Annotated in this window: 25 protein-coding genes; 19 read left to right on the forward strand and 6 right to left on the reverse strand. The window is 64.2% G+C overall.

The features are described from left to right. Positions 1-2 precede the first annotated feature (2 nt). A complete protein-coding gene (locus tag AC0J5K_RS00235) occupies positions 3-506 on the reverse strand; it encodes a TRAP transporter small permease (protein WP_048528952.1) in 504 nt (167 codons plus the stop codon). 217 nt (positions 507-723) lie between these two features. On the opposite strand from AC0J5K_RS00235, the gene AC0J5K_RS00240 reads away from it, so the two are divergent. The 4 genes from AC0J5K_RS00240 to uxuA are packed head-to-tail and all read left to right on the forward strand — an operon-like array spanning position 724 to position 5412. Beyond that, entirely contained in the window at positions 724-1701 is a 978-nt protein-coding gene (locus AC0J5K_RS00240) for a TRAP transporter substrate-binding protein (RefSeq protein WP_274562096.1), read from the forward strand. A 7-nt stretch (positions 1702-1708) separates the two neighbouring features. Next, complete coding sequence (locus AC0J5K_RS00245; RefSeq protein WP_274562098.1) at positions 1709-3490, forward strand: glycoside hydrolase family 2 protein; 1782 nt, start codon at positions 1709-1711, stop codon at positions 3488-3490. Then, on the forward strand, positions 3490-4221 hold the full coding sequence (locus AC0J5K_RS00250) for an FCD domain-containing protein (RefSeq protein ID WP_048528956.1): 732 nt from the start codon (positions 3490-3492) through the stop codon (positions 4219-4221). The genes AC0J5K_RS00245 and AC0J5K_RS00250 overlap by 1 nt, the downstream gene beginning before the upstream one ends. 24 nt (positions 4222-4245) lie before the next feature. Continuing rightward, entirely contained in the window at positions 4246-5412 is a 1167-nt protein-coding gene (uxuA, locus tag AC0J5K_RS00255; RefSeq protein ID WP_274562101.1) for a mannonate dehydratase, read from the forward strand. A gap of 40 nt (positions 5413-5452) precedes the next feature. Here the strand turns inward: uxuA and AC0J5K_RS00260 are convergent, their stop codons facing one another. Then, complete coding sequence (locus tag AC0J5K_RS00260) at positions 5453-6154, reverse strand: GntR family transcriptional regulator (protein ID WP_139211321.1); 702 nt, start codon at positions 6152-6154, stop codon at positions 5453-5455. Positions 6155-6502: 348 nt separating this feature from the next. Between AC0J5K_RS00260 and AC0J5K_RS00265 the strand changes: the two genes are divergently transcribed. The 14 genes from AC0J5K_RS00265 (at position 6503) to AC0J5K_RS00330 (ending at position 21893) form a co-directional block, all read left to right on the forward strand. Further along, a complete protein-coding gene (locus AC0J5K_RS00265) occupies positions 6503-7669 on the forward strand; it encodes a UxaA family hydrolase (RefSeq protein WP_274562103.1) in 1167 nt (388 codons plus the stop codon). Then, a complete protein-coding gene (locus AC0J5K_RS00270) occupies positions 7666-7959 on the forward strand; it encodes a UxaA family hydrolase (RefSeq protein WP_274562104.1) in 294 nt (97 codons plus the stop codon). Before AC0J5K_RS00265 ends, AC0J5K_RS00270 begins: the two co-directional genes overlap by 4 nt. Next, a complete protein-coding gene (locus AC0J5K_RS00275) occupies positions 7956-8762 on the forward strand; it encodes an HpcH/HpaI aldolase family protein (RefSeq protein WP_274562106.1) in 807 nt (268 codons plus the stop codon). The genes AC0J5K_RS00270 and AC0J5K_RS00275 overlap by 4 nt, the downstream gene beginning before the upstream one ends. Further along, positions 8759-10192, forward strand: coding sequence for an aldehyde dehydrogenase family protein (locus tag AC0J5K_RS00280; protein ID WP_274562108.1), 1434 nt, complete (start codon positions 8759-8761; stop codon positions 10190-10192). The genes AC0J5K_RS00275 and AC0J5K_RS00280 overlap by 4 nt, the downstream gene beginning before the upstream one ends. A gap of 11 nt (positions 10193-10203) precedes the next feature. Continuing rightward, positions 10204-11304, forward strand: a complete 1101-nt coding sequence (locus AC0J5K_RS00285) for an enolase C-terminal domain-like protein (RefSeq protein WP_274562109.1) — start codon at positions 10204-10206, stop codon at positions 11302-11304. Beyond that, a complete protein-coding gene (locus tag AC0J5K_RS00290) occupies positions 11304-12182 on the forward strand; it encodes a carbohydrate ABC transporter permease (RefSeq protein ID WP_274562111.1) in 879 nt (292 codons plus the stop codon). Before AC0J5K_RS00285 ends, AC0J5K_RS00290 begins: the two co-directional genes overlap by 1 nt. A 54-nt stretch (positions 12183-12236) precedes the next feature. After that, positions 12237-13484 carry an ABC transporter substrate-binding protein gene (locus tag AC0J5K_RS00295; RefSeq protein ID WP_274562112.1) on the forward strand — a complete coding sequence of 416 codons (1248 nt, stop codon included), beginning with the start codon at positions 12237-12239 and terminating at the stop codon, positions 13482-13484. Between the two features lie 66 nt (positions 13485-13550). Further along, a complete protein-coding gene (locus tag AC0J5K_RS00300) occupies positions 13551-14429 on the forward strand; it encodes a carbohydrate ABC transporter permease (RefSeq protein ID WP_274562194.1) in 879 nt (292 codons plus the stop codon). 14 nt (positions 14430-14443) lie between these two features. Then, positions 14444-15511 carry an ABC transporter ATP-binding protein gene (locus tag AC0J5K_RS00305; protein ID WP_274562114.1) on the forward strand — a complete coding sequence of 356 codons (1068 nt, stop codon included), beginning with the start codon at positions 14444-14446 and terminating at the stop codon, positions 15509-15511. Next, entirely contained in the window at positions 15508-16446 is a 939-nt protein-coding gene (locus AC0J5K_RS00310) for an aldo/keto reductase (RefSeq protein WP_274562116.1), read from the forward strand. The genes AC0J5K_RS00305 and AC0J5K_RS00310 overlap by 4 nt, the downstream gene beginning before the upstream one ends. A 1-nt stretch (position 16447) precedes the next feature. Continuing rightward, positions 16448-17287, forward strand: a complete 840-nt coding sequence (locus AC0J5K_RS00315; protein ID WP_274562117.1) for an amidohydrolase family protein — start codon at positions 16448-16450, stop codon at positions 17285-17287. 154 nt (positions 17288-17441) lie between these two features. Next, positions 17442-19856: a glycosyltransferase family protein gene (locus tag AC0J5K_RS00320; RefSeq protein WP_274562119.1), complete on the forward strand. Its 2415-nt coding sequence runs from the start codon at positions 17442-17444 to the stop codon at positions 19854-19856. Then, positions 19853-20248 (forward strand): HAD family hydrolase, encoded by a 396-nt coding sequence (locus AC0J5K_RS00325; protein ID WP_074836593.1) that lies wholly within the window; start codon positions 19853-19855, stop codon positions 20246-20248. The genes AC0J5K_RS00320 and AC0J5K_RS00325 overlap by 4 nt, the downstream gene beginning before the upstream one ends. Before the next feature lie 19 nt (positions 20249-20267). Continuing rightward, positions 20268-21893, forward strand: a complete 1626-nt coding sequence (locus tag AC0J5K_RS00330; protein WP_423135782.1) for a hypothetical protein — start codon at positions 20268-20270, stop codon at positions 21891-21893. A 34-nt stretch (positions 21894-21927) separates the two neighbouring features. Here AC0J5K_RS00330 and AC0J5K_RS00335 read toward each other — a convergent pair whose 3' ends face one another. Genes AC0J5K_RS00335 through ectA form a run of 4 tightly spaced genes read right to left on the reverse strand, consistent with a single transcriptional unit; the run spans position 21928 to position 25635 of the window. Then, positions 21928-23352: an aspartate kinase gene (locus AC0J5K_RS00335; RefSeq protein ID WP_074836595.1), complete on the reverse strand. Its 1425-nt coding sequence runs from the start codon at positions 23350-23352 to the stop codon at positions 21928-21930. 1 nt (position 23353) lies between these two features. Further along, positions 23354-23749 carry an ectoine synthase gene (locus AC0J5K_RS00340; protein ID WP_048528982.1) on the reverse strand — a complete coding sequence of 132 codons (396 nt, stop codon included), beginning with the start codon at positions 23747-23749 and terminating at the stop codon, positions 23354-23356. 5 nt (positions 23750-23754) lie between these two features. Next, the gene (ectB, locus tag AC0J5K_RS00345) at positions 23755-25047 is read right to left on the reverse strand and encodes a diaminobutyrate--2-oxoglutarate transaminase (protein WP_048528984.1); all 1293 of its coding nucleotides are present in this window, start codon (positions 25045-25047) and stop codon (positions 23755-23757) included. Positions 25048-25101: 54 nt separating this feature from the next. Next, positions 25102-25635, reverse strand: coding sequence for a diaminobutyrate acetyltransferase (ectA, locus tag AC0J5K_RS00350; protein ID WP_274562129.1), 534 nt, complete (start codon positions 25633-25635; stop codon positions 25102-25104). 239 nt (positions 25636-25874) lie between these two features. On the opposite strand from ectA, the gene AC0J5K_RS00355 reads away from it, so the two are divergent. Next, positions 25875-26381, forward strand: coding sequence for a MarR family winged helix-turn-helix transcriptional regulator (locus tag AC0J5K_RS00355; protein ID WP_048528987.1), 507 nt, complete (start codon positions 25875-25877; stop codon positions 26379-26381).

The raw sequence follows: 26381 nt of genomic DNA on the forward strand, positions 1-26381 counted from the left end.
CCTCATTCGATCGGCAGGTCGGAGTCGGACTCGACCACAGGCATTCGCCCGCGGGCGACCTCGGCAAAAAACAGGGCGCAGTAGTAGAGAATCACCGCCCCGGCGAAAGGGATGGCGCCGTAGATCCAGCCCATCGAGATGCGCAGCGCCGGGGTGACCTGGCCAGAGGCCAGGGTCCGCGACACCAGCGAATAGCCGCCCCAGATCATCACCACGGCGGCGAAGCTTGCCACCACCAGCAGGATCGCCGCCTCGGAAGCCAGCTTGCGGCGGCCGCTGAGCGTGCTGGTCAGCAGGTCGATGGCCAGGTGGCGGCGGGCGCCAAAGGTATAGGCGCCGCCGATCAGCGCCAGCCACATGAAGAGAAAGCGCGCGATCTCGTCGGTCAGAGTGCTCGGCGTGCCGAGGACGTAGCGGCTCAGCACCTGCCAGGTGACACAGGCGACCAGCACCGTGAAGATCGCGATGATGACCCAGCGCAACAGGCTGTCGATTGCGGACTTCATGGAGCGCGCCTCCGGCTTGGGCGGGGTGGTCTTGCGTGGGGGATCATCTCGTCTCCTCCTCAGGCTGAGAATGTGCCGCATACTCGCAGCCTCGATAAATGTGGTCAACCAATTTCAGAAATGGGTTGACTACTTCCTGCAATAAACCGCATCATCCGTCCAGATTGGTCAACCAGGATAAGGGGCCAATCGCTGAAATTCTTCCGGGAGGACTTCCATGAAAGTCGCAGCTACCTTTACCGCCGCCGCCATTGCCGCGGTCGCCACATCGGCCGGCGCCGAGACGTTCCGTCTCAACCACAACAACCCGCCGGATCATCCGACGCATCTGTCGATGCAGTTCATGGCGGATCGCGTCGAAGAGCTGACCGATGGCGGCATCAAGATCCAGATCTTCCCCAACGCCCAGCTTGGCACCCAGCGCGAATCGATGGAGCTGGTGCAGAACTGCGCGCTCGAGATGGCCCGCTCCAACGCCTCCGAGCTCGAAGCCTTCGAGGAAAGCTATTCGGCAATGAACCTGCCCTATATCTTCGCCTCCGAAGCGCATTTCAACGAGGTGATCTCGGGCGAGATCGGCCAGGACATCCTTGCCGCGTCGGTCGACAACGGCTTTCGCGGCGTGGCTTTCCTGACCGAGGGCGCGCGGTCGTTCTATGGCCAGAAACCGATCCTCTCGCCGGCCGATCTGACCGGCGTCAAGGTCCGCGTCCAGCCCTCGCCCTCGGCGATCCGCATGGTCGAGCTGCTGGGCGGCAACCCCACCCCGATCTCCTGGGGTGAGCTTTACAGCGCGCTGCAACAGGGCGTCGTCGATGCCGCCGAAAACAACCCCACGGCACTGACCTCGGCCCGCCACGGCGAGGTTGCCTCGCATTTCTCGCTCGACGAGCACACCATCATCCCCTCGGTCGTGGTGATGTCGAACTGCGCCTGGGACGGCATGAGCGCCGAAGAGCAGGAGGCCTTCATGACCGCTGCGGCGGAAATGCAGCAGCGTCACGGCGTCGAGTGGAAGAAAGCCTCTGACGCGGCCATCGAGCAGGCCCAGGCCGAGCTTGACGTGACCGTGCACGAGGTCGACAAGACCCCCTTCGTCGAGGCGGTCCAGCCGATGTACGAAGAGGTCGCATCGCAGTCCGAGACGGTCGCCGACCTGATCGAGCGCATCCAGTCCTCGGCCTCCGGCTCCTGAGGTCGCCATGCTCGAACGGTCAGATATCGCCGAGAACGCGCTGCAGTGCCTGCATGACGAGGACTACGACCGTCCTTTCAACACGCAGAGCCTGAACGCCGAGACCCTGATCTTCTCCGGCGGCCGGCAGGGCCGGTCGCTGGACGGAGACTGGTTCTTCTGCGTCGATCTCCTTGATACCGGGCTGCGGCAGAAATGGTTCGCCATGACGCCCGCACGCCCCGAAGACCGTATCGAGCCGTGGGATTACGACCCGCATGACGGCGAGACGGTGCCGGTGCCCTCGAACTGGCAGATGCTGAAGGAGAAATGGTATTTCTTCGAAGGCTCGGCCTGGTACACCCGGCCCGTCACCGTCGACGCCCTGGACGAAGGACGGCGCCGCTTCCTGCGGATCGGCGCCGCCCAGTATGATTGCAAGGTCTTCGTCAACGGCCAGTTCCTCGGCAACCACTACGGCGGCTCCACGCCGTTCTGTGTCGAGCTGACCGAGGCGCTGGAGCCGGGCGAAAACTGGATCATGCTCTGCGTCAACAATACCCGCACCCGCGACCGGGTGCCGATGCGCAACACCGACTGGTTCAACTATGGCGGCGTCTACCGCGAGGTGACGCTTTTCGAGACGCCGGCGACGGTGATCCGCGAGCTGTTCCTGCGACTCGAGGGCGGCGCGGTAAAAGCCTTGGTCGTTGCTGATGGCCCGGCCGAGAGCGCGCGGCTGGAGATCCCCGAACTGGGCGTCGAAACCGACATTCCGCTGACCGAGGGGCGTGGCGAGGTGACGCTGGAGGCGCAGCCTGCGCTCTGGTCGCCCGACAGCCCGATGCTCTATCACGTGACCTGCACCGCCGGCGGCGATGTGGTGACCGACCGGGTCGGTTTCCGCACTGTCGAACGGCGCGGAACCGAGATTTTCCTGAACGGCAAACCGCTGTTCCTGCGCGGCATTTCCGTGCACGAGGACGACGAACGGACCGGCAAGGTCACCAGCGAGGCTGACATCCGTCGCCGCTTCGAACATGCCCGCGAACTGGGCTGCAACTTCCTGCGGCTGGCGCATTACCCGCATCACGAACGCGCCGCCGAGATCGCCGACGAGCTGGGCCTGCTGCTCTGGGAGGAAATCCCGGTTTACTGGGCGATCGATTTCGCCAATCCGGCCACCCGCCGCGATGCCACCAACCAGCTCACCGAACTGGTGCGCCGCGACCGCAACCGCGCCAGCGTGATCATCTGGTCGATCGGCAACGAGAACCCCGACACCGATTCCCGGCTCGACTTCATGCAGCGCCTGGCCGCGACCGCCCGGGCCGAAGATCCGACCCGGCTGATCGCCGCTGCCTGCCTGATCAACCACGCCAAGCTCAAGATCGAGGACCGTCTGGCCGGCGCGCTCGATATCATCGGGATCAACGAATATTACGGCTGGTACGACGAAAACTTCGACGAACTGGCGATCATCGGCCGCAATTCCGCCCCCGACCGGCCGGTGGTGATTTCGGAAACCGGAGCCGATGGCGACCATGAGAAAGGGCCCGAGCGGGGGCTGTTTTCCACTGCCTATCAGTCTGAAGTCTATGAAAAACAGATCGCGACACTGTCGGATCTTGATTACATCAAAGGAATTTCGCCCTGGATCCTCTATGATTTCCGTGTCGAACGGCGTCAGAATGTCTTTCAGCGTGGTTGGAACCGCAAGGGTCTGATCGCCGCCGACAAGCAGACCAGAAAGCCGGCCTTCGGCCTTCTGGCGGCGCATTACGCGGAGCGGGCATCGAAGGAGGAGTGATGGGCGAACGCAGGCAATATCGGGATGTGGCGCGGGACATACAGGACATCATCCGCAGCGAGGCGCTGGCCGCCGGCGACCGGTTGCCGCCGGAACGCGGGCTGTCGGACCGGCTTGGCGTGTCGCGCTCGCTGGTGCGCGAGGCGCTGATCCTGCTCGAGATCGAGGGCGTGGTCGAGGTGCGTAAGGGCTCGGGGATCTACATCTCCGACACGCCACTGGGCACCGGGGCACAGGTGCGCGACGATATCGGCCCGTTCGAGCTGTTGCAGGCGCGGCAGCTCATCGAATCCGAGGTCGCCGGCTTTGCCGCCCGCATGGTCACCAAGAACGACATCCTGCGCCTGCGCGAGGCGCTGGCCCGTGAACGTGCCGACATGGCCGACGGCGATCCCGGCTATGACGGCGACCGCGAATTCCACCGGCTGATCGCCGAGGCGACGCAGAATTCGGTGCTGGTCGACGTGGTCGAGGAGCTCTGGCGCAAGCGCGAGCAGAGCCCGATGTGGGCGCGGCTGCACGATCGCATCTTCGAGACCGAATATCGCCGCGCCTGGCTGGACGATCACGAGGCTATCCTCGCCGCGCTTCAGGCCCGCAACCCGGAACAGGCGCGCGCCGCCATGTGTCAGCATCTCGGCAATGTCCGCGAAACGCTGATGGCGCTGTCGGACGTCGAGGATCCCTCGTTCGACGGCTATCTTTTCGAGCCGGTCGCCCAGACCGGATAACCCCAAAGCCCCCGAGAGGCCTCTATGATCGAATCCTGGCGCTGGTTTGGCCCCGATGATCCCGTGACCCTATCCGATGTCCGCCAGGCGGGCGCCACCGGCATTGTCACCGCCCTGCACGGCGTGCCGGCCGACACCCCCTGGCGCCGCGAGGATATTGCGACCCGGCAAGAGATGATCCGCGATGCCGGCCTGGAATGGGTCGTGGTCGAGAGCATTCCGGTCCACGAGAGCATCAAGACCGGCGCGACGGGCTGGGAAGCCATGGCCGACGTCTGGGCCGAGAGCCTGCGCGCCGTCGCCGCCGAAGGCATCACCACGGTCTGCTACAATTTCATGCCGGTGCTGGACTGGACCCGCACCGCGCTCGATCATGCGCTGGCCGATGGCGCGCAATGCCTGCGGTATGACGCGGTGGATGCGGCGATCTTCGACATCTTCCTGCTCAAGCGCGACGGCGCCCGCGCCGACCACCGCGCGGACATCGCCGAAGAAGCCGAAACGCGCTATGACGGCATGGACGGGGCCGCCTGTCAGCGGCTGACCGAGACGATCATCGCCGGGCTGCCGGGGGCCGAGGAAAGCTGGACGCTCGACGGCTTCCGCAATCGCATCGCCGATTACCGCGAGATCGATGCCGCGCGGCTGCGCGCCAACCTGCTGGCCTTTCTCGACCGGGTGCTGCCGGTGGCGCGCGAGGCCGGCGTCAAACTGGCCATCCATCCCGACGATCCGCCCTTCGCGCTGTTCGGCCTGCCGCGGGTGGTCTCCTGCGCCGAGGACCTGGCGGCGATCCTCGATCACGCGCCGGTGGCGGAAAACGGGCTGACCTTCTGCACCGGTTCGCTGGGCGTGCGCGCCGACAACGATCTGCCGGCGATGTTCGATCGGTTCCGCGACCGCATCCACTTCTTGCACCTGCGTTCGACCGAGCGCGAGGCCGATGGCGTCAGCTTTCACGAGGCCGCGCATCTGGCCGGCGATGCCGGTCTGGTCGAAATCGTGCGGCGGGCGCTGCGTCTCGAGGCCGACAGCGGCCGGCACGTGCCGATGCGCCCGGACCACGGCCATATGATCGGCTGGGATCAGTCACGCGGCATGCGCGCCGGCTACCCCTATATCGGCCGGCTGCGCGGCCTGGCCGAGCTGCGCGGTGCCGCCGCGGCCCTGGCCGCGACCGGCCGCGCCTGACGCACCCCGGCCGGCGGCAGGCCCCGGCCCCGCCGGGCCGTCAATATTCGATGGCGTCCAGAAATCTTTGCTGCGCGGTGTTGAGATGCTCTTCGAGCAGCCGCGCGGCCCGGTCGGCGTCCTTGTCGCGGATCGCATGCAGGATCTCGAGGTGTTCGGCAAAGGCCTCGCCGTGGCTGAGATAGCGCGGCGGCAATTGCAGCCGCACCAGCATCTGCTTGGTTTCAAGGTTTCTGAATATCTCGTCGATCAGGCTGCTGCCCAGGGCCCCTAGAAAGGTCTGGTGCAGATCCCAGTCGAGCTTGGTGCGCCGGCGGACCAGCGCCTGGCGCTGTTCGGCGGTCTCGGTCGAGGCTTCCATGATCTCCAGCGTTCTGCGGCGCAATGCGTCGACTTCCTGGGGGTCGTGGTCGCTTGCGTATGCGCGCACCGCCGGCATCTCGACCAGTTTGCGCAACTGATAGATCTCGCGCACCTCGGTGGCGTCGATCTCGCGCAGAACGACGCCTTTCTTGGCAATCAGCTCGACAATCCCTTCGCCCTCGAGCCGCTTCAGCGCCTCGCGCACCGCCGTGATGGTCGAGCCGGTGGCATCGCAGATCTCGCGCTGGGTGACCAGCCGGCCGGGTTTGAACGTGCCCTGCATCAGGCATTTCACAAACCGCTCATAGGCGCCCGAGCGCTGGACCTGGGAGGATTGCGCGGCCTCTTCCACAGTCGGGTCGTTCACGTCACTGGGCACAGGTGATCTCCTGAAAATGGGGCGGTCGGGCAAGGCGAGGGACGGCAGGGGCCCGAGTGATTATCGCCGGCCGCCCGCCCCCTCATTACGCCCAAGCCCCCGGTCTTTTCAACCTGCGCACCTGGCGGCCGGTCGGCGGGGAGAGTGGGGGCGGTCATGCGGCCTCGGTCCTTTCATGGCGGTGAGATCAGCATTGACTCGGCCAGTCGACTCTGTCAAATCTTTTATAAGATCTCAGTTAAGCTCCCAATAAGGAGCGCAGCAATCCAGCTTGGAGACCCGCATGTCGCGCACCGTCGTTCCGGCCCCGAGAGCCGCCCGCACCGCCGCCAGGATGGTGGCCCCCTGATGGTGCGGGGGCCCGAGACATTCCGGGGCTATCCGCGCCCCAGCGGCCGGCCGGGGATCCGCAATCACCTGCTGGTTCTGAACGCCACCGGGCTGACCGATGCGGCGGCGCGGCGGATTGCCGGGGCGTTGCCGGGCACGGTCTTTGCCGGAACGATGTTCGGCATGGGTATGGTCGGCCGGGACGCCGAGCTTCACCTTGCCGCGCTGTCAGGTCTGGCGGTGCATCCCAATTGCGGCGCGGTGCTTCTGATCGGCGCCGACCGCACCCGGCTTGACCAGTTGATCGCGGTGCTGGACCGCGACGGGCGGCCGTATGCGGCGCTGGGCCTCGACGAGGTCGGACATGACGCGCATCTGCTGAGCCAGCGCGGCCTGGCCCTCGGCGCGGGGCTGTTGCGGCGCCTGTCGGCGCAGCAGCCGCAGGACTGCCCGCTCATCAATCTGTTGCTGGCCTTCGAATGCGGCCTGTCCGACCCGTCTTCCGGGCTGGCGGCCAATCCGCTGCTCGGCCGGGTGGCCGATTGGCTGGTCGATGCCGGCGGCAGCGTGATGCTGGGCGAAAGCATCGAATGGCTCGGCACCGAAAAGGAGCTGGCGCGTCGCGCGGCGACGCCCGAACTGGGCCGCGCGCTGAAACAGGCGGTGCGACGGCGCCTCGATCTGGCGCATGCCGCCGGGCTCGACCTGCTCGGCACCAATCCCAATGCCGCCAATATCAAGGCCGGGCTGAGCACCATCGAGGAAAAGGCCAGCGGCGCGGTGCAAAAGGCCGGCACGCGGCCGATCCGGTCGCTGCTGGCCTATGCCGAGACGCCCGCCACCCCGGGGCTGCATTTCATGGACGCCCCGAGTTATTCGCCCGAGTCGCTGACCGGATTTGTCGCCGCCGGGGCGCAGATGATCCTGTTCACCACCGGGCTCGGCAACAGCTATTGCAGCGCGCTGGCGCCGACCCTGAAGCTGAGCGCCAATGCCGCAACCGCCGGGGCGCTGGGCCGCCAGATCGACTTTGACGCATCGGGCCTGCTCGCCGGGCGGACGATGGACGACATGGCCGCCCGGCTGATCGAAGAAATCGCCGCCACTGCCGCCGGCCAGCTCACCTATGGCGAGATCATGGGCGAGGGCGGCGAGGCCATCAGCCGGTTCGGAGAAGCGATATGACCCCGATTGCCCATACGGTCGGCGCCGATGACATGGTCGCCTATCTGCTCGCCGATGTCGCGGCCGGGGCCGAGATCTCGCTGCAAGGCGCGGCAACCGGCGCGGTGACGGCCCAAGACGCGATTTCAGTGTTTCACAAGGTTGCCCTGCGCCCGATCCGCGCCGGCGAAACCGTCTGGCGCGGTGGCTGGCCCATCGGCCGGGCCACGGCCGACATCGCGGCGGGGGCACATGTGCACACCCATAACCTCGTCAGCGCCCATGCCACGACTTCGAAGGAAAGCAAATGACAGACAACTTGCCCCGTACCCTGCAAAAAGGGCGTATTTTCAAGCAGAAGCTGGCCGAGGGCCGGGCGGTTTCCGGCGCATGGTCGACGCTTGGCTCGCCCGAGGTCGCCTGTCTCATGGCGCGGGCCGGGCTGGATTACCTGCTGGTCGATCTCGAGCACGGGCGCGGCGGGATCGATGGTCTGGCGGCACAGGTGCAGGCGCTGGCCGGCTTCGACACAGCGGTCATGGTGCGGCTGCCAGATCACGACACCAGCAGCGTCAAGCGCTGTCTCGATGCCGGGGCGAACTGCCTTCTGGTGCCGCAGGTCGACAATGCCGAAATGGCGGCGCGGGTGCTGGAGGCGGCGCTGTTTCCCGGCGCGGGGCGGCGCGGCGTGGCAGTCGGCGCGATCCAGGCCGCCGATTGGGGGTATGCGGCCGACAGCTATTACACCCATGCCAATGACGCCCTGACGGTGCTGATGCAGATTGAATCGCCCGAGGCGGTGGCCAACCTCGATGCGATCCTCGCGCTGTCCCGGCTCGATGGCCTCTTTGTCGGGCCGAACGATCTCTCAGCCACCATGGGGCTGTTCCGCCAGTTCGAGGCGCCGGCATTCCGCGAGGCCTTTGACAAGGTCTTCGACAGCACCCTGGCCGCAGGCAAGGTGTTTGGCGCGCTGCCCGCTCCCGGCCTGGCGCTCGAGGCGCTGGTGCAACGCGGGGCGCAGGTGGTGCCGGGTGGCTCGGATCAGACGATGTTGCGCGGCGGGGCACAGGCGCTGGTCGCCGGGCTCAAGGCGGCGGGAGGGGCGGCATGACGTCGGTAAAGCCGCCCGTCCTGCCGGCGCCGGCCAATTGGTCGGGCACGGCGGATTTCGAGACCCGCGACCCGGCGCTGGGGCTGGTGGTCGGCCGCTACGCCTTTGCCTCGCCCGGGGATGTGACGCAAGTGCTCGAGATTGCGGGCAAGGGCTTTGCCGCATGGTCGGCGCTGACCGTCAACCAGCGTTGCGATCTGCTGGGCGACTGGCTGTCGCGGATCGAGGCCGAAACCCCGGCGCTGGCCGGCGAGATGACCGATGAACAGGGCAAGCCCCTGGCCGAAGCGACGGCCGAGATCGGCAAATCGCTGCGCGAGGCGCGGCAGATGCTGGGATTTGCCCGCAGCCATGGCGGCCAGACGCTGCCCGGGCGCGCGCCGGGCTGGAGCAACACCATCCTGCGCCGCCCGCGTGGCGTGGTGCTGGCGATCACGCCATGGAATTTCCCGGTGCTGACCCCGCTGCGCAAGCTGGTGCCGGCGCTGGCCGCAGGCAATGCTGTGGTGCTGAAACCCTCGGAATACACCCCGGCGGCGGCAATGCGGCTGGTGCGCGCGGCCGAGGGCCTCTTGCCGCAGGGCGCGCTCTGCCTGGTCAATGGCGCCGGCGAGGTGGCGTCGGGGCTTGTCGCGGCACAGGTCGACGCGATCTCCTTCACCGGCTCGGTTGCCACCGGGCGCAAGATCGGCGCGGTCGCCGGCGGCAATTTGGTGCCAGTTTCTCTCGAGCTGGGCGGCAAGAATGCGGTCATCGTCGACCGGGTGGCCGATCTGGAACCCGCGCTCGATGCGATCATCGGCGCGGCCTTTCAATGTTCGGGCCAGCGTTGCACCGCGATCAGCCGGGTGATCGCCCAGACCGAGGTCTATGACGCGGTGCGCGACGGGCTGATCGCGCGGATGCAGCGGCTGACCGCGGGGCCGGGACGCGATGCCAAAACGACGCTGGGGCCGATCACCACGCAGGCGCAGCTTGATCGGATCACGCATCTTGTCCGTGCCGCCGAGCTCGAAGGCGCGACGGTGCTCACCGGCGGGCGGCGGCTGGCGCCGGACAGCGCGCCCGAGGGGCTGTTTTTCGAGCCGACGCTGCTGGCCAGCGACGATCCCGCCAACCCGGCGGTGCAGGACGAAATCTTTGGCCCGGTGCTGACCCTGTCGCGCTATCACGGCGACGATGCGGCGCTGCGCCTTGCCAATGCCACCGAATTTGGGCTGACCGGCGCGATCTTCACCGACCGGCTCGATTTTGCCCGGCGCGCGATGAATGAGCTGCAATCGGGCATGATCCACGTCAACCACGGCACCGCGCCGGATGACAACATGCCCTTTGTCGGCATCCGCGCATCCGGCCTCGGCACCGGCTCGGTCGGCCCCTCCACCCTCGATTTCTACACGACCGAACACGCCGCCTATCAGGCCGGCTGAAGGAGATTTTCATGAAGTTCACCAATATCGAAATCCGGGCCTGCCGCCACGAACCGGATCAGGCCTACAGCCTGAAGGACGGCAAGCCGATCGACTTCGAATTCCTCGCCATGAAATTCGACACCGACGCCGGGATCAGCGTCGAGACCTTCGGCTTTGCCGGCCGCAGCGCGCTGGCCATGGGGGCGGTCTCGGCCGAGCTGTTGCGGCCGTTCTTCATCGGCCGCGACCCAGATTACCGCGAAAAGCACTGGCACGACTATCGCCGCTTCAACCGGGCCTGGAACTTCACCCCGGCCTATGCCTATGCGCCTTACGACATCGCCTGCCATCTGGCGCAGGCGCAGGCGGCGGAGCTGCCGCTGTACAAGCATCTGGGCGCGGTGCGCGATGCGGTGCCGATCTATGGCTCTTCGCTGACCCTGCCCACGGCGCAGGCCTATGCCGATGAGGCGAAGGCGTTGCAGGCGCGCGGCTGGGCGGCCTACAAGCTGCACCCGCCGGCGGATATCGACATTGCCTTCGAGGCGCACCGGCTCTGCCGCGAGGCGGTGGGCCCGGAATTCCGGCTGATGTCCGACCCGGTCAACAACTTCAATTTCCAGCAGAATCTGCACTTCGGCAAGATGCTGGAAGAGCTGAATTACTACTGGCTCGAAGAACCGATGTTCGACGAATGCCACGGCTCCATGCGCGAGCTGACGCGGGCGCTGCGCATTCCCATCGTCGGCGGCGAGACCGCCGAGAACCACCCCGCAGGCGTGGCCGAGCTGGTGGCCAGCCGCGCGGTCGACATCGTGCGCGGCGACGCCTCGTGGTCGGGCGGGATCACCGGGCTGATGAAGACGGCGCATCTGGCCGAGGCGCATGGAATGAACTGCGAGATCCACACCGCGATCTATCACCCGCTGGAGCTGGTGAACCTGCATTGCGCCGCCGCGATCCGCAACAACGAGTTCTTCGAGGTGCTGGTGCCGGAAGAGCTCTTTGCCATCGGGTTGAAAGATCCGATCGACGTGCGCGACGGCCACGCGCATCTGCCGCAGGGCCCGGGCCTCGGCATCGCGCTGGATTGGGATTTCATCGACAACGCGACGCTGAAGGTGCTGTGATGTCGGATATCGTCCAGCCCGCCCAGGCCGCACAGGCCGTCAACGAAGAGCGCCGCCGCCGCTGGCGGCAGGCCGCGATCTATGCCGCGCTGGCCCTGGTCACCTTTGTCATGGTGTTTCCGATCCTCTGGATGGTCTCGGTTTCGCTCAAACCGACCACGGAGACCTTTTCGCTGCCGCCGCGGCTCCTGCCCGAGACCTTCCATTGGGACGGCTATGCCAAGGTGCTGACCGATCCCAAGTTTCGCAGCTTCCTGATCAACAGCTATGTGGTGGGCCTCGCCGTCACCGCGCTGTCGCTGGTGATCGGCACGCTGGCGGCCTTCGGCTTCTCGCGCTACCGCTTTTTCGGCGACCGGGTGGCCAAGCTCTTTGTGATCACCACCCAGATGGTGCCGACGATCACACTGCTGATCCCCTATTTCGGCGTGATCGTCTTTCTCGGGCTCTATGACACGCTCTGGGGCCTGATCCTGACCTATCTGACCTTCGCGCTGCCCTATTCCATCGTCATGATGAACGGCTATCTCGACACCATCCCCAAGGATTTCGACGAGGCCGCCACCATCGACGGCTGCACGCCGCTGGGCGTGCTGGTGCGGGTGCTGCTGCCGGTGGCGCTGCCGGGGATCATCTCGACCGCCGTCTACACCTTCCTGCTGGCCTGGAACGAGTTCCTGTTTGCCCTGGCGCTGACCCGGTCGATGGACATGCGCACCGTGCCGGTGGGGATTTCGATGATGGTCGGCGAGTTCGGCCTGAAGTGGGACGAGATGATGGCGTTTTCGGTGATCGGCTCTTTGCCGGTGCTGATCCTGTTCATGCTCGTTCAGAGATTTGTCGTCGGCGGGTTGTCCGCGGGGGGCGTCAAGGGGTGAGGAGCCCGCACACCGGGGCGGCAAGCCCCGGACCACAACAAGGAGGAGACTACCATGATCAAGACCCGTTTCACTGCCCTGGCGCTCGCCGCCGCGACGGCGCTGACGCCGCTGGCGGCGCAGGCCGCCGAGATCGAATGGCTGCAATGGTTCGCGGCCGAGAACACCGACGGCTTCTATGACGAGCTGGTCGCCGACTTCGAAGCCAAGCACCCGGATATCACCGTCAAGCTGGTCACCCAGCCCTTTGGCAAGGCGCGCGAGAGCATCGTGACCGACAATGCCATCGGCGTCGGCTCGGACGTGCTGGGGCTCAACATGCCCTGGACCAAGGAATTCCTCGACATCGGCATTCTCGAGCCGCTCGACGAGTATCTGGCCCGCGACGACAACAGCTTTGCCACATCCGATCTGGTCGAGGCGCCGCTGGGCAAGATCGACGGCCACACCTGGATGGTGCCGCTCAATGCCTTTCCCTTCGTGATGCATGTGAACATGGGGCTGGTGCGCCAGGCCGGGTTCGACGCGCCGCCCGCCACCTGGGAGGAACTGGCAGAACAGGCCGGCGCGATCTCGGCGCTGGAGGATGGCATCTCGGGCATCGGTATGCCGTTTTCCTCGCAGCCGCCGTCGAACGGCCCGATCCTGACCTTCCTGCCGCTGCTCTATGCCCATGGCGGCAGGATCATGGCTGACACCACGCCGAACTTTGACAACCCCGAGGTGGTGGCGACGCTGCAATTCCTCAAGGACATGAACGATGCCGGTGCCATCGCGCCGGGTGCGGCCTCGCGCACCGGCGGCGTCGATCTGGAGGAGTTCATCGCCGGGCGCACCGGGTTCATGATTTCCCCAGGGGTGCATTCCAGCTCGATCACCAGCCGCAATCCCGAGCTGGAGTACACGCTGGTGCGGGTGCCCACGAACGGGGAGACCGCCTATCGCGTGCATGGTTGGGAAATCGGCATTGCCGCCGACAGCCCCAACAAGGACGCGGCCTGGACCTTCGTCAACTACCTGCTTTCGCCCGAGGTCAATGCCCGTGCCGCCAAGGCCGCAAATGCGCTGCCCGGCAATCTCGCCGCGCTTGATGCGGTGCGCGAGGGCGCGGATGAGACGCTGCTCAAACAGATGGAAATCCTGTCGGGGGATACCCCGGTCGAGGAGATGCGCCAATCGCCCAAGGCGGCGGCCAGCTGGTCGGTCATGACCGAGGAAATCCAGGCCATGCTGCGCGGCGACCAAAGCCCGGAAGAGGCCGCCGCCGCCGTTCAGGCGCGCTGGCTCGACCTCGCCGGATAAGACGCAAGGGCCGGGCGCATCCCTGCGCCCGACCCTCCACGCGAAAAGGACGTTCAAGTGACCACAATGCTTCGCCAGATGACCACCCGGGGCACGCCCTACCTGTTCCTTCTGCCGGGGCTGGTGATCCTCGGCGCGCTGCTGTCGGTGCCGCTCTACAAGGTGGTGGAATATTCGCTTTACGACAATGTCATCGTCGAGCGAAACCCCACCTTTGTCGGCCTCGCCAATTACACCAACCTGCTCACCGATCCCGGCTATTGGAGCGCCGGGTTCAACACCGTGGTCTTCACCGTGGGTTCGGTGCTGGGCCACATGATTGTCGGCATCGGGCTGGCGCTCCTGGTCAACGCCGATATCGCACCGCGCGCCCGCACGTACTTTCGCTCGATGCTGATCCTGCCGTGGATCTTCACCGCCGTCGTCGTGGCGTTGAACTGGCAATTGCTGCTCAACCCCTTCGGCCTGATCAACTACATGTTGCAATGGATGGGGCTCACGTCCGAGCCGCTCGACTGGTTGGGCGATCCCGATCTGGCGATGTGGTCGCTGCTGCTGATCTCGACCTGGCGCGGCTATCCCTTCATCATGGTCAGCTTCCTGTCGGGGCTACAAACCGTCCCGCGTGAGCTTTACGAAGCCGCCGAGATCGACGGTGCAGGTTTCTGGCACAAGTTCTGGCATGTCACCCTGCCGCAGCTGAAACCGGTGATCTTCGGTGTCGCGCTGCTGGACCTGATCTGGACCTTCCAGCTCTTTCCGCTGGTCTGGCTGTCCACCGGCGGCGGCCCCGGCCGGGCGACCGAGGTGCTCTCGACCCTGACCTTCCGCCTCGCCTTTGTCGATTTCCAGTTCAGCCAGGCGGCCACCGTCGCCGTATCCATCCTCATCATCTCGGCGGCCTTCACGCTGCTTTACCTGCGCAACGAAGCGCGCCGTCTGTAAGACCCGGAGACCCCATGTCACGCATTGAAATCCGAAACCTCGTGAAGATGTACGGCGCCCACCAGGCGCTGCACGGGATCGACATCTCGATCCAGCCGGGCGAGTTCTGTGTCCTTGTCGGCCCCTCGGGCTGCGGCAAATCCACCACCCTGCGCATGGTGGCCGGGCTCGAGACCATCTCGGGCGGCGAGATCGCCATCGGCGAGCGCGTCGTCAACGGGCTGCGCCCGAAGGAACGCGGCATTGCCATGGTGTTCCAGAACTACGCGCTCTACCCGGCCAAGACCGTCTACAACAACATGGCGTTTTCGCTGCAACTTTCGCGGATGCCCAAGCCTGAGATCGACCGGCGCGTGCGCGAGGTGGCCGAGATCCTCGAGCTGACGCCGCTGCTCGAGCGCAAGCCCGGCGCCCTCTCGGGCGGCCAGCGCCAGCGTGTCGCCATGGGCCGCGCCATCGTGCGCGACCCGGAGGTGTTTCTCTTTGACGAACCGCTGTCGAACCTCGACGCCAAGCTGCGCGGCCAGATGCGGGCCGAGATCAAGCGGCTGCACCAGCGGCTCCAGAACACCATCATCTATGTCACCCATGATCAGGTGGAGGCGATGACCCTGGCCGACCGCATCGTCATCATGCGCGACGGCAAGATCGAACAGCAGGGCACGCCGGATGCCATTTTCCACGATCCCGACACCGTCTTTGTCGCCGGGTTCATGGGCAGCCCGCCGATGAACCTGGTCGATTGCATGGTGACGCCGACCGGGTTGAAACTGGGCGACAGCGAGATTGCCTGCGCCACGCCCGACGGGCTGCGCGCCGGCGCGCGGGTGATCTGCGGCATCCGCCCGGACGACATCCGCCCCGCCGTCGACCAGCCCGGCCGCGCGACCGCGACGGTGCCGGTGGACCTGATCGAACAATTGGGCACCGAAAAGCTGGTGCATTTCCGCGCCGGCCAGCACAGCATGATCGGCAAGACCGGCGGCCGGGTCGATCTTGCCGAAGGCGCCCCCCATCCGCTCGCCTTCGACATGGCGCATGCCTATTTCTTCGATCCCGAAACCGAAGGGCGCATTCGATGAGCCAGCCGATCAAACCTCTGGGCCTCGGGTTCGGCCTGTTGGGCACCAGCAATGTCGCGCCGATCTCGGACGCCCAGGCCGAGGCGATGTTCGCCGCCGCCTGGGCGATGGGCCTGCGGCGCTTCGACACCGCGCCGCTGTATGGCGGCGGGCTGTCCGAGGAGCGGTTGGGGCGGCTATTGCGGGGCGTGCCGCGCGGCGATTATCTGCTGTCGTCCAAGGTCGGGCGCTACCGCGATTATGCCGCCCGGGTCAGCAACCCCAAGGCCAACCCGGGCGACTGGCGCGACTATTCCCGCGACGCCACCCTGCGTTCGGTCGAGCAGAGCCTGACGCGGCTGGGCACCGACCGGCTCGACATCGCCTTTGTGCACGATTGCGACGATGACCCGGGCGCCGCACTGGACGGCGCGCTGCCGGCCCTGGCCGAGCTGAAAGCGCAGGGGGTGGTGGGCGCGCTGGGCGTTGGCAGCAATTTCGCCGCCACGCATCTCGCGCTCTTGCGCGAGGCCGAGCTTGACGTGCTGATGGTCGCCGGGCGGTTCACCCTGCTTGATCAATCCGCCGCGCCCGATCTTTTCCCGCTGTGCCGCCAGCGCGGCACCCAGGTCGAGCTGGCTTCGCCGTTCAATTCCGGCATTCTCGCCACTGGCCCCGACGATCCCGCCACGCGCTTCGACTATCAGCCCCCCGACGCCGCGACGCGGGCGAAAGTGCGCGCCATTCAAAAGGCTTGCGCGGCCCATGACGTCACGCTCAAACGCGCCGCGCTGCACTATAGCGCCGCCCATCCGGCGGTGACGCGGCTGGTGCTCGGGCTGACCGCGCCCGCGGGTTTGCGCTCCAACCTGGCCGATCTCTCCGCGCCCGTTCCCGCCGCCCTCTGGCCGGCCCTGGCCTCGCTCGGGATACCGGCCCCAACCGAACAGCCCTGACATGACCCAGCACATCATCGACGCCCATGTCCACATCTGGGACCGCAGCCGCGGCGAGACCTTCATTGCCGAAAAGCAATTCCCCAGCCTCACCGGCAACGCCTTTCTGCCTGCCGATCTTGCCCCCGTTCTGGCCGAGACCGGGGCCGAGAGCGCGGTGCTGGTTCACGGCCCCGCGACGGTCGAGCACGCGCTGCATTGCCTTGATCTTTGCCGCGCGCATGAAATGTTTCGCGCCGTTGTGGGCTGGGTCGATCTGCGCGATCCCGCCTGCCAGGCCCAACTTGCCCGGCAATCCGCCGATCCCGGCTTTCGCGGTGTGCGGCTCACACCGCTGCTGGATGCGGCACCCGAAGACTATCTGCGCAGCGCGGCCGCGCGCGGGGCCTGCGCGGCCTTGCAGGACAGCGGCGCGTTGATCGAGGTGCTGGCCCCGCCGCCCCTGTTTGGCGCCGTGGCGGCGCTGGCCCGGGCGCATCCGAAGCTGCCGGTCGTGGTCGCGCATTTCGGCCTGCCCGACACGGACCCCGGCCGCTTTGACGGCTGGCATCGCGCCATGGCCGGGCTGGCCGAGCTGAACAATATCCACGTCAAGGTTTCGGGCCTGCCGCTGACCGGCGATCCGGCGCAGGACGATCCGATGACCCAGCGTCATGTCGCCGCGATGATCCGGCTTTTCGGGGCCGAGCGCCTGCTTTACGCCAGCAACTGGCCGGTCGCCACGGCCCTGGCCTCGCCGGGCTATTGGCGCCACCGGCTCGACACCGCTCTCGCCGAGCTGGATATCCCGGAGCGCGACCGACAAGCGCTCTACCACGACACCGCCGCGCGGCTGTACTGAGCCGGCCTTTCCGGCGGGCTGCGGGCGCCGCCCATGGAAAACCATGCTTGATGCTGCATGTCGCACAGGTTACCCTGCGGCGCAGAAAATATCTTTCGCTGCCGGTTCAGGCGGCATTTTTACTTCAATACCTTACCGCAGGAACATTGACTTTATGATAGTTTTTCCTCTGGTCGGGAAAAGCCGACGATTTTCCGACGCCGGTTACACCCTTCCGAAATTCCGGCTGGAGGCGTTTGGCGCCCCGATCTTCCGCCACATCGTTCAGCATTTCAACGGGCCCGGGATCAAAGACAACTTCCTGTTTGTCCTCCAGGAGGATGACTTTACAGAGAATTTCATTCGCGCGGAATGCGCCAAGGCCGGGGTTGCCGAGGACCGCATCCAGATCCACCGCGTCCCCCGGATGACCGCCGGGCAGGCGGATACCGTCGCCCAGGGCATCCGCGCCACCGATGTTCCGGCCAACGAGCGGATCATCATATTCAACGTCGATACGATCCGGCTGAATTTCAAGCTGCCATCGGCCAAAGTCCTGAAGCCGCTGGATGGCTATCTCGAGGTCTTTCGCGGCGAAGGCGACCATTGGTCGTTTGCGGAAGTGGCCGACCCGAAAGCCTTCAAGGCCTCCGGTGCTGCCGAGGTCAAGGCCGTCGCGGAGAAGGTGCGGATTTCCGATTTCTGCTCCAACGGATTGTATTATTTCAGGACGGCGGAGCTGTTCCTCAAGCACTTTGACGAAGAAGCGAAAAACTACTCGATAGGCAACGAGCTGTTCGTGGCACCGATCTACAACCGGCTGATCAAGAACGGCCATCGCGTCGCTGCGGTTCTGGTGCCGGCTGAGGCCATGCATTTTTGCGGCACGCCGCAGGAATATGAAGCGTTCCGGGCCCAACAGAGCCCGCGCGGGATCGAGCTTGATTTTGCCTATCACATGTCGGTCCTGACCAGGATGTACACACAGGGCCGATCGCAGCCCAGGTTTACCGAGTTCTTCGATCACATCATGGCGCATCCCAGTATCGCGCAGCAGGGCAAACTAACCGAAATCTGCCGCAACATTCTCGAGTATCACGTCGAGCATGACAGTTTCAGCCATTATACATTCGGCCTGCGCGGATTGCGCGCCGAAGCCAAGGGCTTTCGCAAGGCGACCCAAGCCCTGCGCCCGATCCTGAATGACATGTTGCAACGGGCCTATTTTGAAAACGACCGGGCCAAGGCGATGAATATTCTGGCCGGGCTTATCAACCTCTGTGAAGCGGATGCTCTGAAACGGCCGAGCGAGGCGCTCAAATTCGCGTTTGCCGATTTCTCCTTGCCCGTCCATCGCCATATCCTTCGGATCATGCGGAAATCGATCTCGCCGAGCCGCATGATCAAACATGTCGTCGATCTGGAGCAGGAGAGCCCGACGGTGGTTTTCCTGTTTTTCATCTATTGCATCACCCGGTTGCGCCCGGAGGCCGACAGGAAACCGATCCTCGCCTATATCGAACGTCACCTGGAAACGGCGCGCGAGCATTCCAAGGGTGACGACAAGCGCCGTCAGATCCTGCGCAACATCGTGGCGCAGGACGTCGGCCAGACAAGCGCGAAGCCGCAGGTCAAGGCTGAGCGGCCGGCTGCTCCCAAGAAGCGCTTTGGCCTGAAGTCGCTGTTGCCCAGCTTCAGCAAGAAACCCGCCCTGCGCGGCGCGCTGCTGCTGAGCGGACAGATGCGGGCCGATGATTTTGCCCAGAACTTCCGCAATTCGCCGCTGTTCGACGGCATCGAGCTCACGACGTTGATTTCGACCTGGGCCAATCGGGGCACCCCGCCGGCCAACTTCGGCACCCTGCGAGGCTATGAAGAGAGAATTCGCCCGGTCATTCGCGAGGTCTGCCTGGAAAAGCAGATTTCAGGAGAAGCCTTCAACAAGACCTATGATTTCAGCCCCTCGTCGAGAATTTCAGAGAAGGCGCTCTACGAGGCCTATGACGCGGAATGGGTCCAGATTGACCGGGAAGGTGAAACTTGCCAGAAATTCAAGCACAATCAGGAGCGCTTGTTCTACAAGCTGTTTGACGTCTACCATTCAGCAATCGAAACCGGGGAGTTTGATTTCTTTATCCGGATGCGGCCCGATCTGAGTTTCGATTTCGACCAAAGTGAACTTCGCGAGGCCATCGAAATCTGCGCCCGGCAACCGCGTGCCATATTTGTTCGACGGGCGCCGCTTTATGACATCCATTTCCCTTTCGTTGACGACAATTTTGCCATTGCCGGACCCGAGGCGATAAAACATTATTGCGGCGTCTGGCATGAGTATGGGAAGAAATACAAAGACTTGCCCTTCGACACTGGTTCGGGGGCAATCAATCCGCATTCGACGCTCGGGTACTCACTCATGTTGTCCGATTTGTATATCAGACCAATATTTTCCTTTCAGAACTGGCAGTACAACGCGACACGGATTTGCACGGTTGCCGAGTATATAGGTTTCTTGCGAGCCCGGTCTGGCGCCGATCCTTCGGTTGTCTCCCGTCTGGTTGACCGGCTGTCCGAGCTGGAGCCTGCACAATGAAACCCAATTCGCCCAGGCTTGTTATCGATCTCGACAATACGCTCACGATCGACGGGCCCGAGGACTACTCGACCAAGCGGCCCAATGTGAGCGCCATCGATACCCTTCGCAAGTACCGCAATGACGGTTTCACCATCGCGATCCATACCTCGCGGAACATGCGAACCTATGAAAGCAGTGTCGGGGCGATCACCGCCAATACGGTGCCGATTGTCATTGACTGGCTCAAGAAACACGATGTTCCCTATGACGAAATTTGGGTCGGCAAACCCTGGTGCGGCGACAATGGGTTCTACGTCGATGACCGGGCGATCCGCCCGAGCGAATTCTGCAACCTGTCACGGCAGGAAATCGAAGACCTTCTGAAACGGGAAATGCAGCGCGATGACTAGGGCTCCGACTGCGGTTATCATGTCGGGCGATTACAGCGGCGAAGATATCTGCGCGGAGTTCGGGAAATTGCCGCCGGCCTTTTTGCCGGTTGGCACGCGGCGGCTGTATGAGCATCAGTTCAAGGAACTGACCCGGTTTACCAAGGATATCGTGCTGGCGATTCCGGCTGATTTCGAGCTGGACCAGGCCGATCAGGAACGGCTGGAACGCGAAGAGGTCAGGATACTGCGGGTTCCCATCGGATTGTCGCTGGGAAACGCGGTCTATTTCATTTTCGAAGTCCTGCAATTGACCTCCGGGGTCATGATCCTGCTGGGCGACACCTTGATGCGGTTTCAGGATGATCCGGGGGCGGACACGGTTTCGGTTTTCGATACCACCGATTTCTACAAATGGTCCGAAATCGTCGAGGCGCGGGACGGAGTTCTGAGCTTGCGCAAGGGGTTTGGCGACGGCAATTCGCCCCGCACCGTGGCCTCCGGGTTTTATTTCCTTTCCGACGCGCAGAAGTTTCGCGATGAAGTCTGCAGGGGCGTCGATTTCGATGCCGCGATTTCGACCTATTCAAAGAGTCGGCCGGTGGCTTTGAAGCGGGACGCGTGGCTGGATTTCGGCCATATCAATACCTTCTACAACTCACGCAAACAGATGCTGGTGGCGCGGTATTTCAACTCTCTGGAATGTGACGGCCCAGTGTTGACAAAGGGCGGGCAGGATCAGGCAAAGCTTCGCGCCGAGGCGCGCTGGTTCGAGTCGCTGCACGATGAAATGCGTGTCTTTGCGCCGGCCTATCTCGGCAACAACGGCACCTCCGATGGGTTTTCCTACAATCTTGAATACCTGCACAATCCGACATTGGCCGAGCTTCACGTTTTTGCGCGCCTACCGAGATTTCAGTGGAGCACGATCGGCCGCCAATGCGAAGTGTTCCTTGACCGATGCAACGCCTTTCCGCTGACGTCCACGGATGGCGCCATGGGCAACCATGCGTCGGACTGGTTTCAACGACTGATCGTTGACAAATCCCTGCATCGGGTCGAGGCCTTTGGCCGGCAGGCGGATTTCGATATCGATGCCGAAATCACGCTGAACGGGTGCCGTTATCCATCGCTGATGCGGTTTGCCGTGGGGCTGATTGATGGCATTCGCCCGTCCATGCCGCAGGACATGAGTTTCTGGCATGGCGATTTCTTCTTCGGCAATATCCTGTTCGACCTGCGGTCCAGCAAGCTGAAGGCAATCGATCCCAGGGGTATTCCCGATGCCGCCGAAAAGACCGCGATCGGCGATTGGCGCTACGATATGGCCAAGCTCTGCCATTCCGTCTTTGGCTGCTACGATCTGATCCTGTCGGATCGCATGTCCTTCGAGCGGCGAGGACCAAACGATTTTGCGCTCGAGGTTCATCAGGAAAATTCTGTTCGGGCGGTGCAGGATGAATTCCGCCCGCTGCGCATCCGGGGACAGGATCTGCTGTCCGAGGAAATCATCCCGATGACCGCGTTGCTGTTTGTGGCGATGCTGCCGCTGCACGCCGAGGATCCGAGACGGCAATTTGCCCTGCTCGCCAATGCCTATCGGTTTTTCGATGAATATTCGGCCGGATACGGTGCCCCAAGACGTGAAAAGGCCCGCACCGGCTGATGCCGGGCGGGCCCTTGGTTGCTCTTTGGAGGGCTCAGGCGACGCGGGCGAGCTTTGGCGCGCGTTGCTCTACCAGTGCGCCATGCAGCGCGGCAATGGCCGGCTTCAGCGCGTCACGCTCGAGGATGAACTGAACATCCACGTTGCGCGGGCCCTGGCTGGCGCCGATCGCTTCGAGATCGGCCGCGGCGATGGCCTGAAGGCCACGGGTCAGCACCGAGAGCCCCGACAGATCGCCGCCGATCACCGCTGCCATGGCGATGGCACGCGACGAAACGTCGGCGGAGGGGTAGTGCTTGGCCAGATCCCGCTCGACCCGGCGCAGCACCTTCATCGAGGTGTCCACGTAGTGGGTGATCGTATTGGCGTTCGACACTTTCGAGACGATCCGCACGTTGTGCCGGGTCAGCACCTCGAGGATGGTCGAATCGTAGCCCTTCACGCCGACCATGTCCTGTTCGAACACCTCCAGCGCAAAGAGATCGAGGCCGGTGACAATCTCGACCGCTGCCTCTTCCGCCGGCTGATCGTCGATCAGCGTGCCGGGGTCGGCCGGCTCGAAGGCATTGGTCACGCGCAGCGGCACCGCCGCCTGGCGCAGGGTCTTGGCGGCCTTCGGGTGGATCGCCTCCATCCCGAGGTTCGACAGCTGATCGGCCACGTCATAGTTGGTCCGGCCCAGCTTCTTGACGGCATCGGCGCCGACAAGCTTGGGATCGGCCGACGAGAGGTGGAATTCCTTGTGGATGATCGCTTCCCGGGCGCCGGTCAGCGCCGCCAGACGCGAGAATGTCACCTCGGAATAGCCGCGGTCGAATTCGCCCATCAGGCCCTCGGAGCATTGCGCATAGCCGGTGACGATCGGCATCTCGGTCTCGAGATCCACACCCTTCATTGCGCCGGTGATGCGCTCTTCCAGGGTCAGGTCACCTTCGTCACACCAGCCGGAGAGGTCGATGAACCGTGCGTTCACCCCGGCCCGCTGCAACATCAGAGATGTGACAAAGGCCGAATGCGACTCGCCCAGACCGGCCAGCAGCTCGCGGGTCTGCCCCATGTTCTGGGACAGGCGGAAGTGGCCGTAGGAACACAGCCGTTGCAGGTCGATCAGGCAGTTGCGGGCGCCCAGCAGACGGTCGTTCACAAAGGCATCGGCGCGCTCGATGTCGGCCGGATTCTCCAGCACGCGGGTATGCGCCATCTTCATCGCCTCGGCGACGCGATCCAGCCGGTCATGCCAGCCGTGATCGTTGTCGTCGCTGGCAAAGGCTGCATAGGCGCCGGGCTCGCCGGTCTTCTTGTGCTCGAGCAGCAGGTTGGTGATGCCGCCGAAGGCCGAGACCACGAAGATCCGGCCATAAAGGTCCGCCGGCTTGCGGTCGCCGACGATCAGCGTGTCGCGCAGCTCGTCGATGCGGTCCATGGACGTCCCGCCGATTTTTTCGACTGTATGGGACATGTCAAGCTACCTCGGCTGCCGCATAGGACCCGTCTTCGCGGTGTACTTCCGTCCCGGTGACGGGCGGATTGAAGACGCAGGCCATGACAAGCTCTTCTTCGGCGCGCAGGACGTGCCGGTCATGTTCATTCAGCGCATACATGACGCCGGGGGTGATCTCGTGGGTCTCGCCGGTGGCGAGATCGGTGATCGAGCCCTTGCCTTTCATGCAATAGACGCTTTCGAAGTGGTTCTTGTACTCGAAGGTGTGTTCCGAGCCGCCTTCGAGGAAGGTGATATGGAAGGAAAAGCCCATACCATCATCCGCCAGCAGCATCCGGACCGACGTCCATTGCGCGTCGGACACCACGCGATCCCGCTCGGAATCGACGATCTTGTTGAAATCTCTCACGATCATGTCGGTTACTCCGCTGCGATTGCTGTTTTCTCGGAAATCACGGTCTCGGCCGCCGAAAGCAGGATCTCGAAGCCCTTCTCCAGCAGCGCGACCGGGGTGGTAAGCGGTGCAAGGATCTTGACCACCTGGTCCTCGCTGCCCGAGGTCTCGACCACGAGGCCGTTCTCATAGGCCTTGGCGCAGATCTCGCCGGCGAGCTCGCCCGAACCGACGTCGACGCCCTGCATCAGACCGCGGCCCTTCATCTTGGAGCCCTCGACCATATTTGCCAGCTCGGTCAGCTTGCCATGGATCAGCTCGGCCTTGTCGGCCAGCTCTTTCTGGAACGCATCATCGGCCCAGAATTTCTCGATCGCGACGCGCGCGGTGACAAAGGCGTGGGTGTTGCCGCGGAAGGTGCCGTTGTGCTCGGCCGGGCCGAACACGTCATGCTCGGGGCGCACCAGAAGCATCGCCATCGGCAGGCCGAAGCCCGAGAGCGATTTCGCCATGGTCACGATATCCGGCGTCACGCCCATCTCTTCGAAGGAGAAGAAAGTGCCGCAGCGGCCGCAGCCGGCCTGGATGTCATCGATGATCAGAAGCGCGCCGTGGTCTTTGGCCAGCTTGGCGATGCGCTGCACCCATTCGGTGCTGGCGGCGTTCAATCCGCCTTCGCCCTGCACGGTCTCGAGGATGATCGCGGCGGGCGCGTCGACGCCGCCGGATTTGTCGCTCAGCATCGCCTCGAGGAAATCGGCGGTGTCGGTGGCACCGGCGAAATAGCCGTCATAGGGCATCCGCGTCACACCGGAGAGCGCCATGCCGGCGCCGCCACGGTGATAGCCGTTGCCGGTCGCGGCCAGCGCGCCGTTGGTCACGCCGTGAAAGCCGTTGGTGAAGGCGATGACGTTGGTGCGGCCGGTGACCTTGCGGGCGATCTTCATCGCCGCCTCGACGGCATTGGCGCCGGTCGGTCCGGTGAACATCACCCGGTGATCCATGCCGCGCGGCTCGAGAATGTGCCGGTCGAAGGCCTCGAGAAAGGCGGCCTTGGTGTCGGTGTGCAGGTCGAGACCATGGGCAATGCCGTCGGCGCTGATGTGATCGATCAGCGCGGCCTTCATGTCCGGGTCGTTGTGGCCGTAGTTCAGCGAGGAACAGCCGGCGAGAAAGTCGATGTAGCTCTGGCCGTCGTCCGCCGTCAGCTCGGAACCGCTCGCCTTGGTAAAGACGGCGGGCATGCTGCGGCAATAGGAGCGGGCGGCACTCTCGCGACGTTCAAAGATATCGCGGGTTTCTGTCATGTCCTTGGGCATGAGGTATCCTTTCGCACTTGGTGCGTTGAAAATTTCTGGAATCCGGGGATGAGTTCAGGCAGCGCGTGCCAGCATTTCGGGCGCCGGAAGGCTGATCGTCACCATATGCTCGGTGTCGTGATGCCCGTCGAAATGCGCATCGCGTTCGAAATGCGGCTCATCTGCCAGTTCGCCGCCGATTTCGCGGGCAAAGCTCCGAAAGAGCCCCCAGGATGCGGCGTTGTCCTTGGTGATCGTGGTCTTGAGATGGTCGGCGCCGTCGCAGGCGTCGCGCTGGATCAGTTCCAGCAGCATCTTCTTGCCGAGGCCGAGGCCACGCGCCTGTGCGCTGACCGCCACCTGCCAGACAAAGAATTCGTCCTTCGACGGGATCATGTGGCCGGAGATCCAGCCGACGATCTCCCCGTCAAACTCCGCCACCACGCAGGTATCGCGGAAATGATCGGCCTGGATCAGGTTCGCATACATGGAATTTTCGTCGAGCGGCTTGCAACTTTTGACAAGCGCCCAGATGTCGGCTCCGTCCGTCGCATCGGGTTTGCGCAAACGGAGCTTACGCGTTCGGGGTTCGGTCATGTCTTTCGGCATCTGGCTTTACGCTCCCTGATCGTTCGAGGCTTTAAATAGCGCCAGAGTGCCGAAACTTCAACATGCGAAGTAGATTTATCTCGCTTTCCGGCGCTAATAGCGGCATTTGAGGCAAGAATGCGCCATAATTGGAAAGACTATCGAAGCAGCTTGACTCAGGCTTTCTTCGCTCTGTGAACGAAAGAATGTAGATAGTTTGATGATTGAAGCGTCAACCCGCTTCATGCGACACTGGGCGCATGACTGAATTGCCCCCCATCCGTGTCGACGAGTGCCTCATTGCGCTGCGGCGAATCCTGCGCGCCACGACGCTGTATGAGCGCAATCTTGCCATGGCGGCGGGAATCACCCCGGCACAGCTTCGGGTGTTGCAGATCCTGCACGGTCAGCGCGACGGCAGCACCACGCCCAAGGTGCTGGCAACGCAGATGGGGGTGGTGCAGGCGACGGTGACCGCGCTGATCGACAAGCTCGAGGCCTCGCGCCTGGTATCGCGGCAGCGCAGCGAGACCGATCGCCGCCAGACCCATGTGGTAATCACCGACAAGGGCCGCAGCGTGGTCAAGGATGTGCCCGACGCGCTGCAACAGCGTTTTGTGGGCTCCTTCGAGCGGATGCAGGATTGGGAGCAGGCGCAGCTTCTGTCCTCGCTCGAGCGGGTGGCCGCCATGCTCGACGCCGAAGATATCGATGCCTCGCCGGTGCTGGCGGCGGGCGATTTCCACGCCACGCCAAAGCCGCAATAG

The organism is Marinovum sp. E3 (genome assembly GCF_055755275.1).

Excerpts from the sequence above, each read along its gene's own strand:
- AC0J5K_RS00235 (WP_048528952.1), bottom strand. The coding sequence starts at position 506 with ATGAAGTCCGCAATCGACAGCCTGTTGCGCTGGGTCATCATCGCGATC.
- AC0J5K_RS00240 (WP_274562096.1), top strand. The coding sequence starts at position 724 with ATGAAAGTCGCAGCTACCTTTACCGCCGCCGCCATTGCCGCGGTCGCC.
- AC0J5K_RS00245 (WP_274562098.1), top strand. The coding sequence starts at position 1,709 with ATGCTCGAACGGTCAGATATCGCCGAGAACGCGCTGCAGTGCCTGCAT.
- AC0J5K_RS00250 (WP_048528956.1), top strand. The coding sequence starts at position 3,490 with ATGGGCGAACGCAGGCAATATCGGGATGTGGCGCGGGACATACAGGAC.
- uxuA (WP_274562101.1), top strand. The coding sequence starts at position 4,246 with ATGATCGAATCCTGGCGCTGGTTTGGCCCCGATGATCCCGTGACCCTA.
- AC0J5K_RS00265 (WP_274562103.1), top strand. The coding sequence starts at position 6,503 with ATGGTGCGGGGGCCCGAGACATTCCGGGGCTATCCGCGCCCCAGCGGC.
- AC0J5K_RS00270 (WP_274562104.1), top strand. The coding sequence starts at position 7,666 with ATGACCCCGATTGCCCATACGGTCGGCGCCGATGACATGGTCGCCTAT.
- AC0J5K_RS00275 (WP_274562106.1), top strand. The coding sequence starts at position 7,956 with ATGACAGACAACTTGCCCCGTACCCTGCAAAAAGGGCGTATTTTCAAG.
- AC0J5K_RS00280 (WP_274562108.1), top strand. The coding sequence starts at position 8,759 with ATGACGTCGGTAAAGCCGCCCGTCCTGCCGGCGCCGGCCAATTGGTCG.
- AC0J5K_RS00285 (WP_274562109.1), top strand. The coding sequence starts at position 10,204 with ATGAAGTTCACCAATATCGAAATCCGGGCCTGCCGCCACGAACCGGAT.
- AC0J5K_RS00290 (WP_274562111.1), top strand. The coding sequence starts at position 11,304 with ATGTCGGATATCGTCCAGCCCGCCCAGGCCGCACAGGCCGTCAACGAA.
- AC0J5K_RS00295 (WP_274562112.1), top strand. The coding sequence starts at position 12,237 with ATGATCAAGACCCGTTTCACTGCCCTGGCGCTCGCCGCCGCGACGGCG.
- AC0J5K_RS00300 (WP_274562194.1), top strand. The coding sequence starts at position 13,551 with ATGCTTCGCCAGATGACCACCCGGGGCACGCCCTACCTGTTCCTTCTG.
- AC0J5K_RS00305 (WP_274562114.1), top strand. The coding sequence starts at position 14,444 with ATGTCACGCATTGAAATCCGAAACCTCGTGAAGATGTACGGCGCCCAC.
- AC0J5K_RS00310 (WP_274562116.1), top strand. The coding sequence starts at position 15,508 with ATGAGCCAGCCGATCAAACCTCTGGGCCTCGGGTTCGGCCTGTTGGGC.
- AC0J5K_RS00315 (WP_274562117.1), top strand. The coding sequence starts at position 16,448 with ATGACCCAGCACATCATCGACGCCCATGTCCACATCTGGGACCGCAGC.
- AC0J5K_RS00320 (WP_274562119.1), top strand. The coding sequence starts at position 17,442 with ATGATAGTTTTTCCTCTGGTCGGGAAAAGCCGACGATTTTCCGACGCC.
- AC0J5K_RS00325 (WP_074836593.1), top strand. The coding sequence starts at position 19,853 with ATGAAACCCAATTCGCCCAGGCTTGTTATCGATCTCGACAATACGCTC.
- AC0J5K_RS00330 (WP_423135782.1), top strand. The coding sequence starts at position 20,268 with ATGTCGGGCGATTACAGCGGCGAAGATATCTGCGCGGAGTTCGGGAAA.
- AC0J5K_RS00335 (WP_074836595.1), bottom strand. The coding sequence starts at position 23,352 with ATGTCCCATACAGTCGAAAAAATCGGCGGGACGTCCATGGACCGCATC.
- AC0J5K_RS00340 (WP_048528982.1), bottom strand. The coding sequence starts at position 23,749 with ATGATCGTGAGAGATTTCAACAAGATCGTCGATTCCGAGCGGGATCGC.
- ectB (WP_048528984.1), bottom strand. The coding sequence starts at position 25,047 with ATGCCCAAGGACATGACAGAAACCCGCGATATCTTTGAACGTCGCGAG.
- ectA (WP_274562129.1), bottom strand. The coding sequence starts at position 25,635 with ATGCCGAAAGACATGACCGAACCCCGAACGCGTAAGCTCCGTTTGCGC.
- AC0J5K_RS00355 (WP_048528987.1), top strand. The coding sequence starts at position 25,875 with ATGACTGAATTGCCCCCCATCCGTGTCGACGAGTGCCTCATTGCGCTG.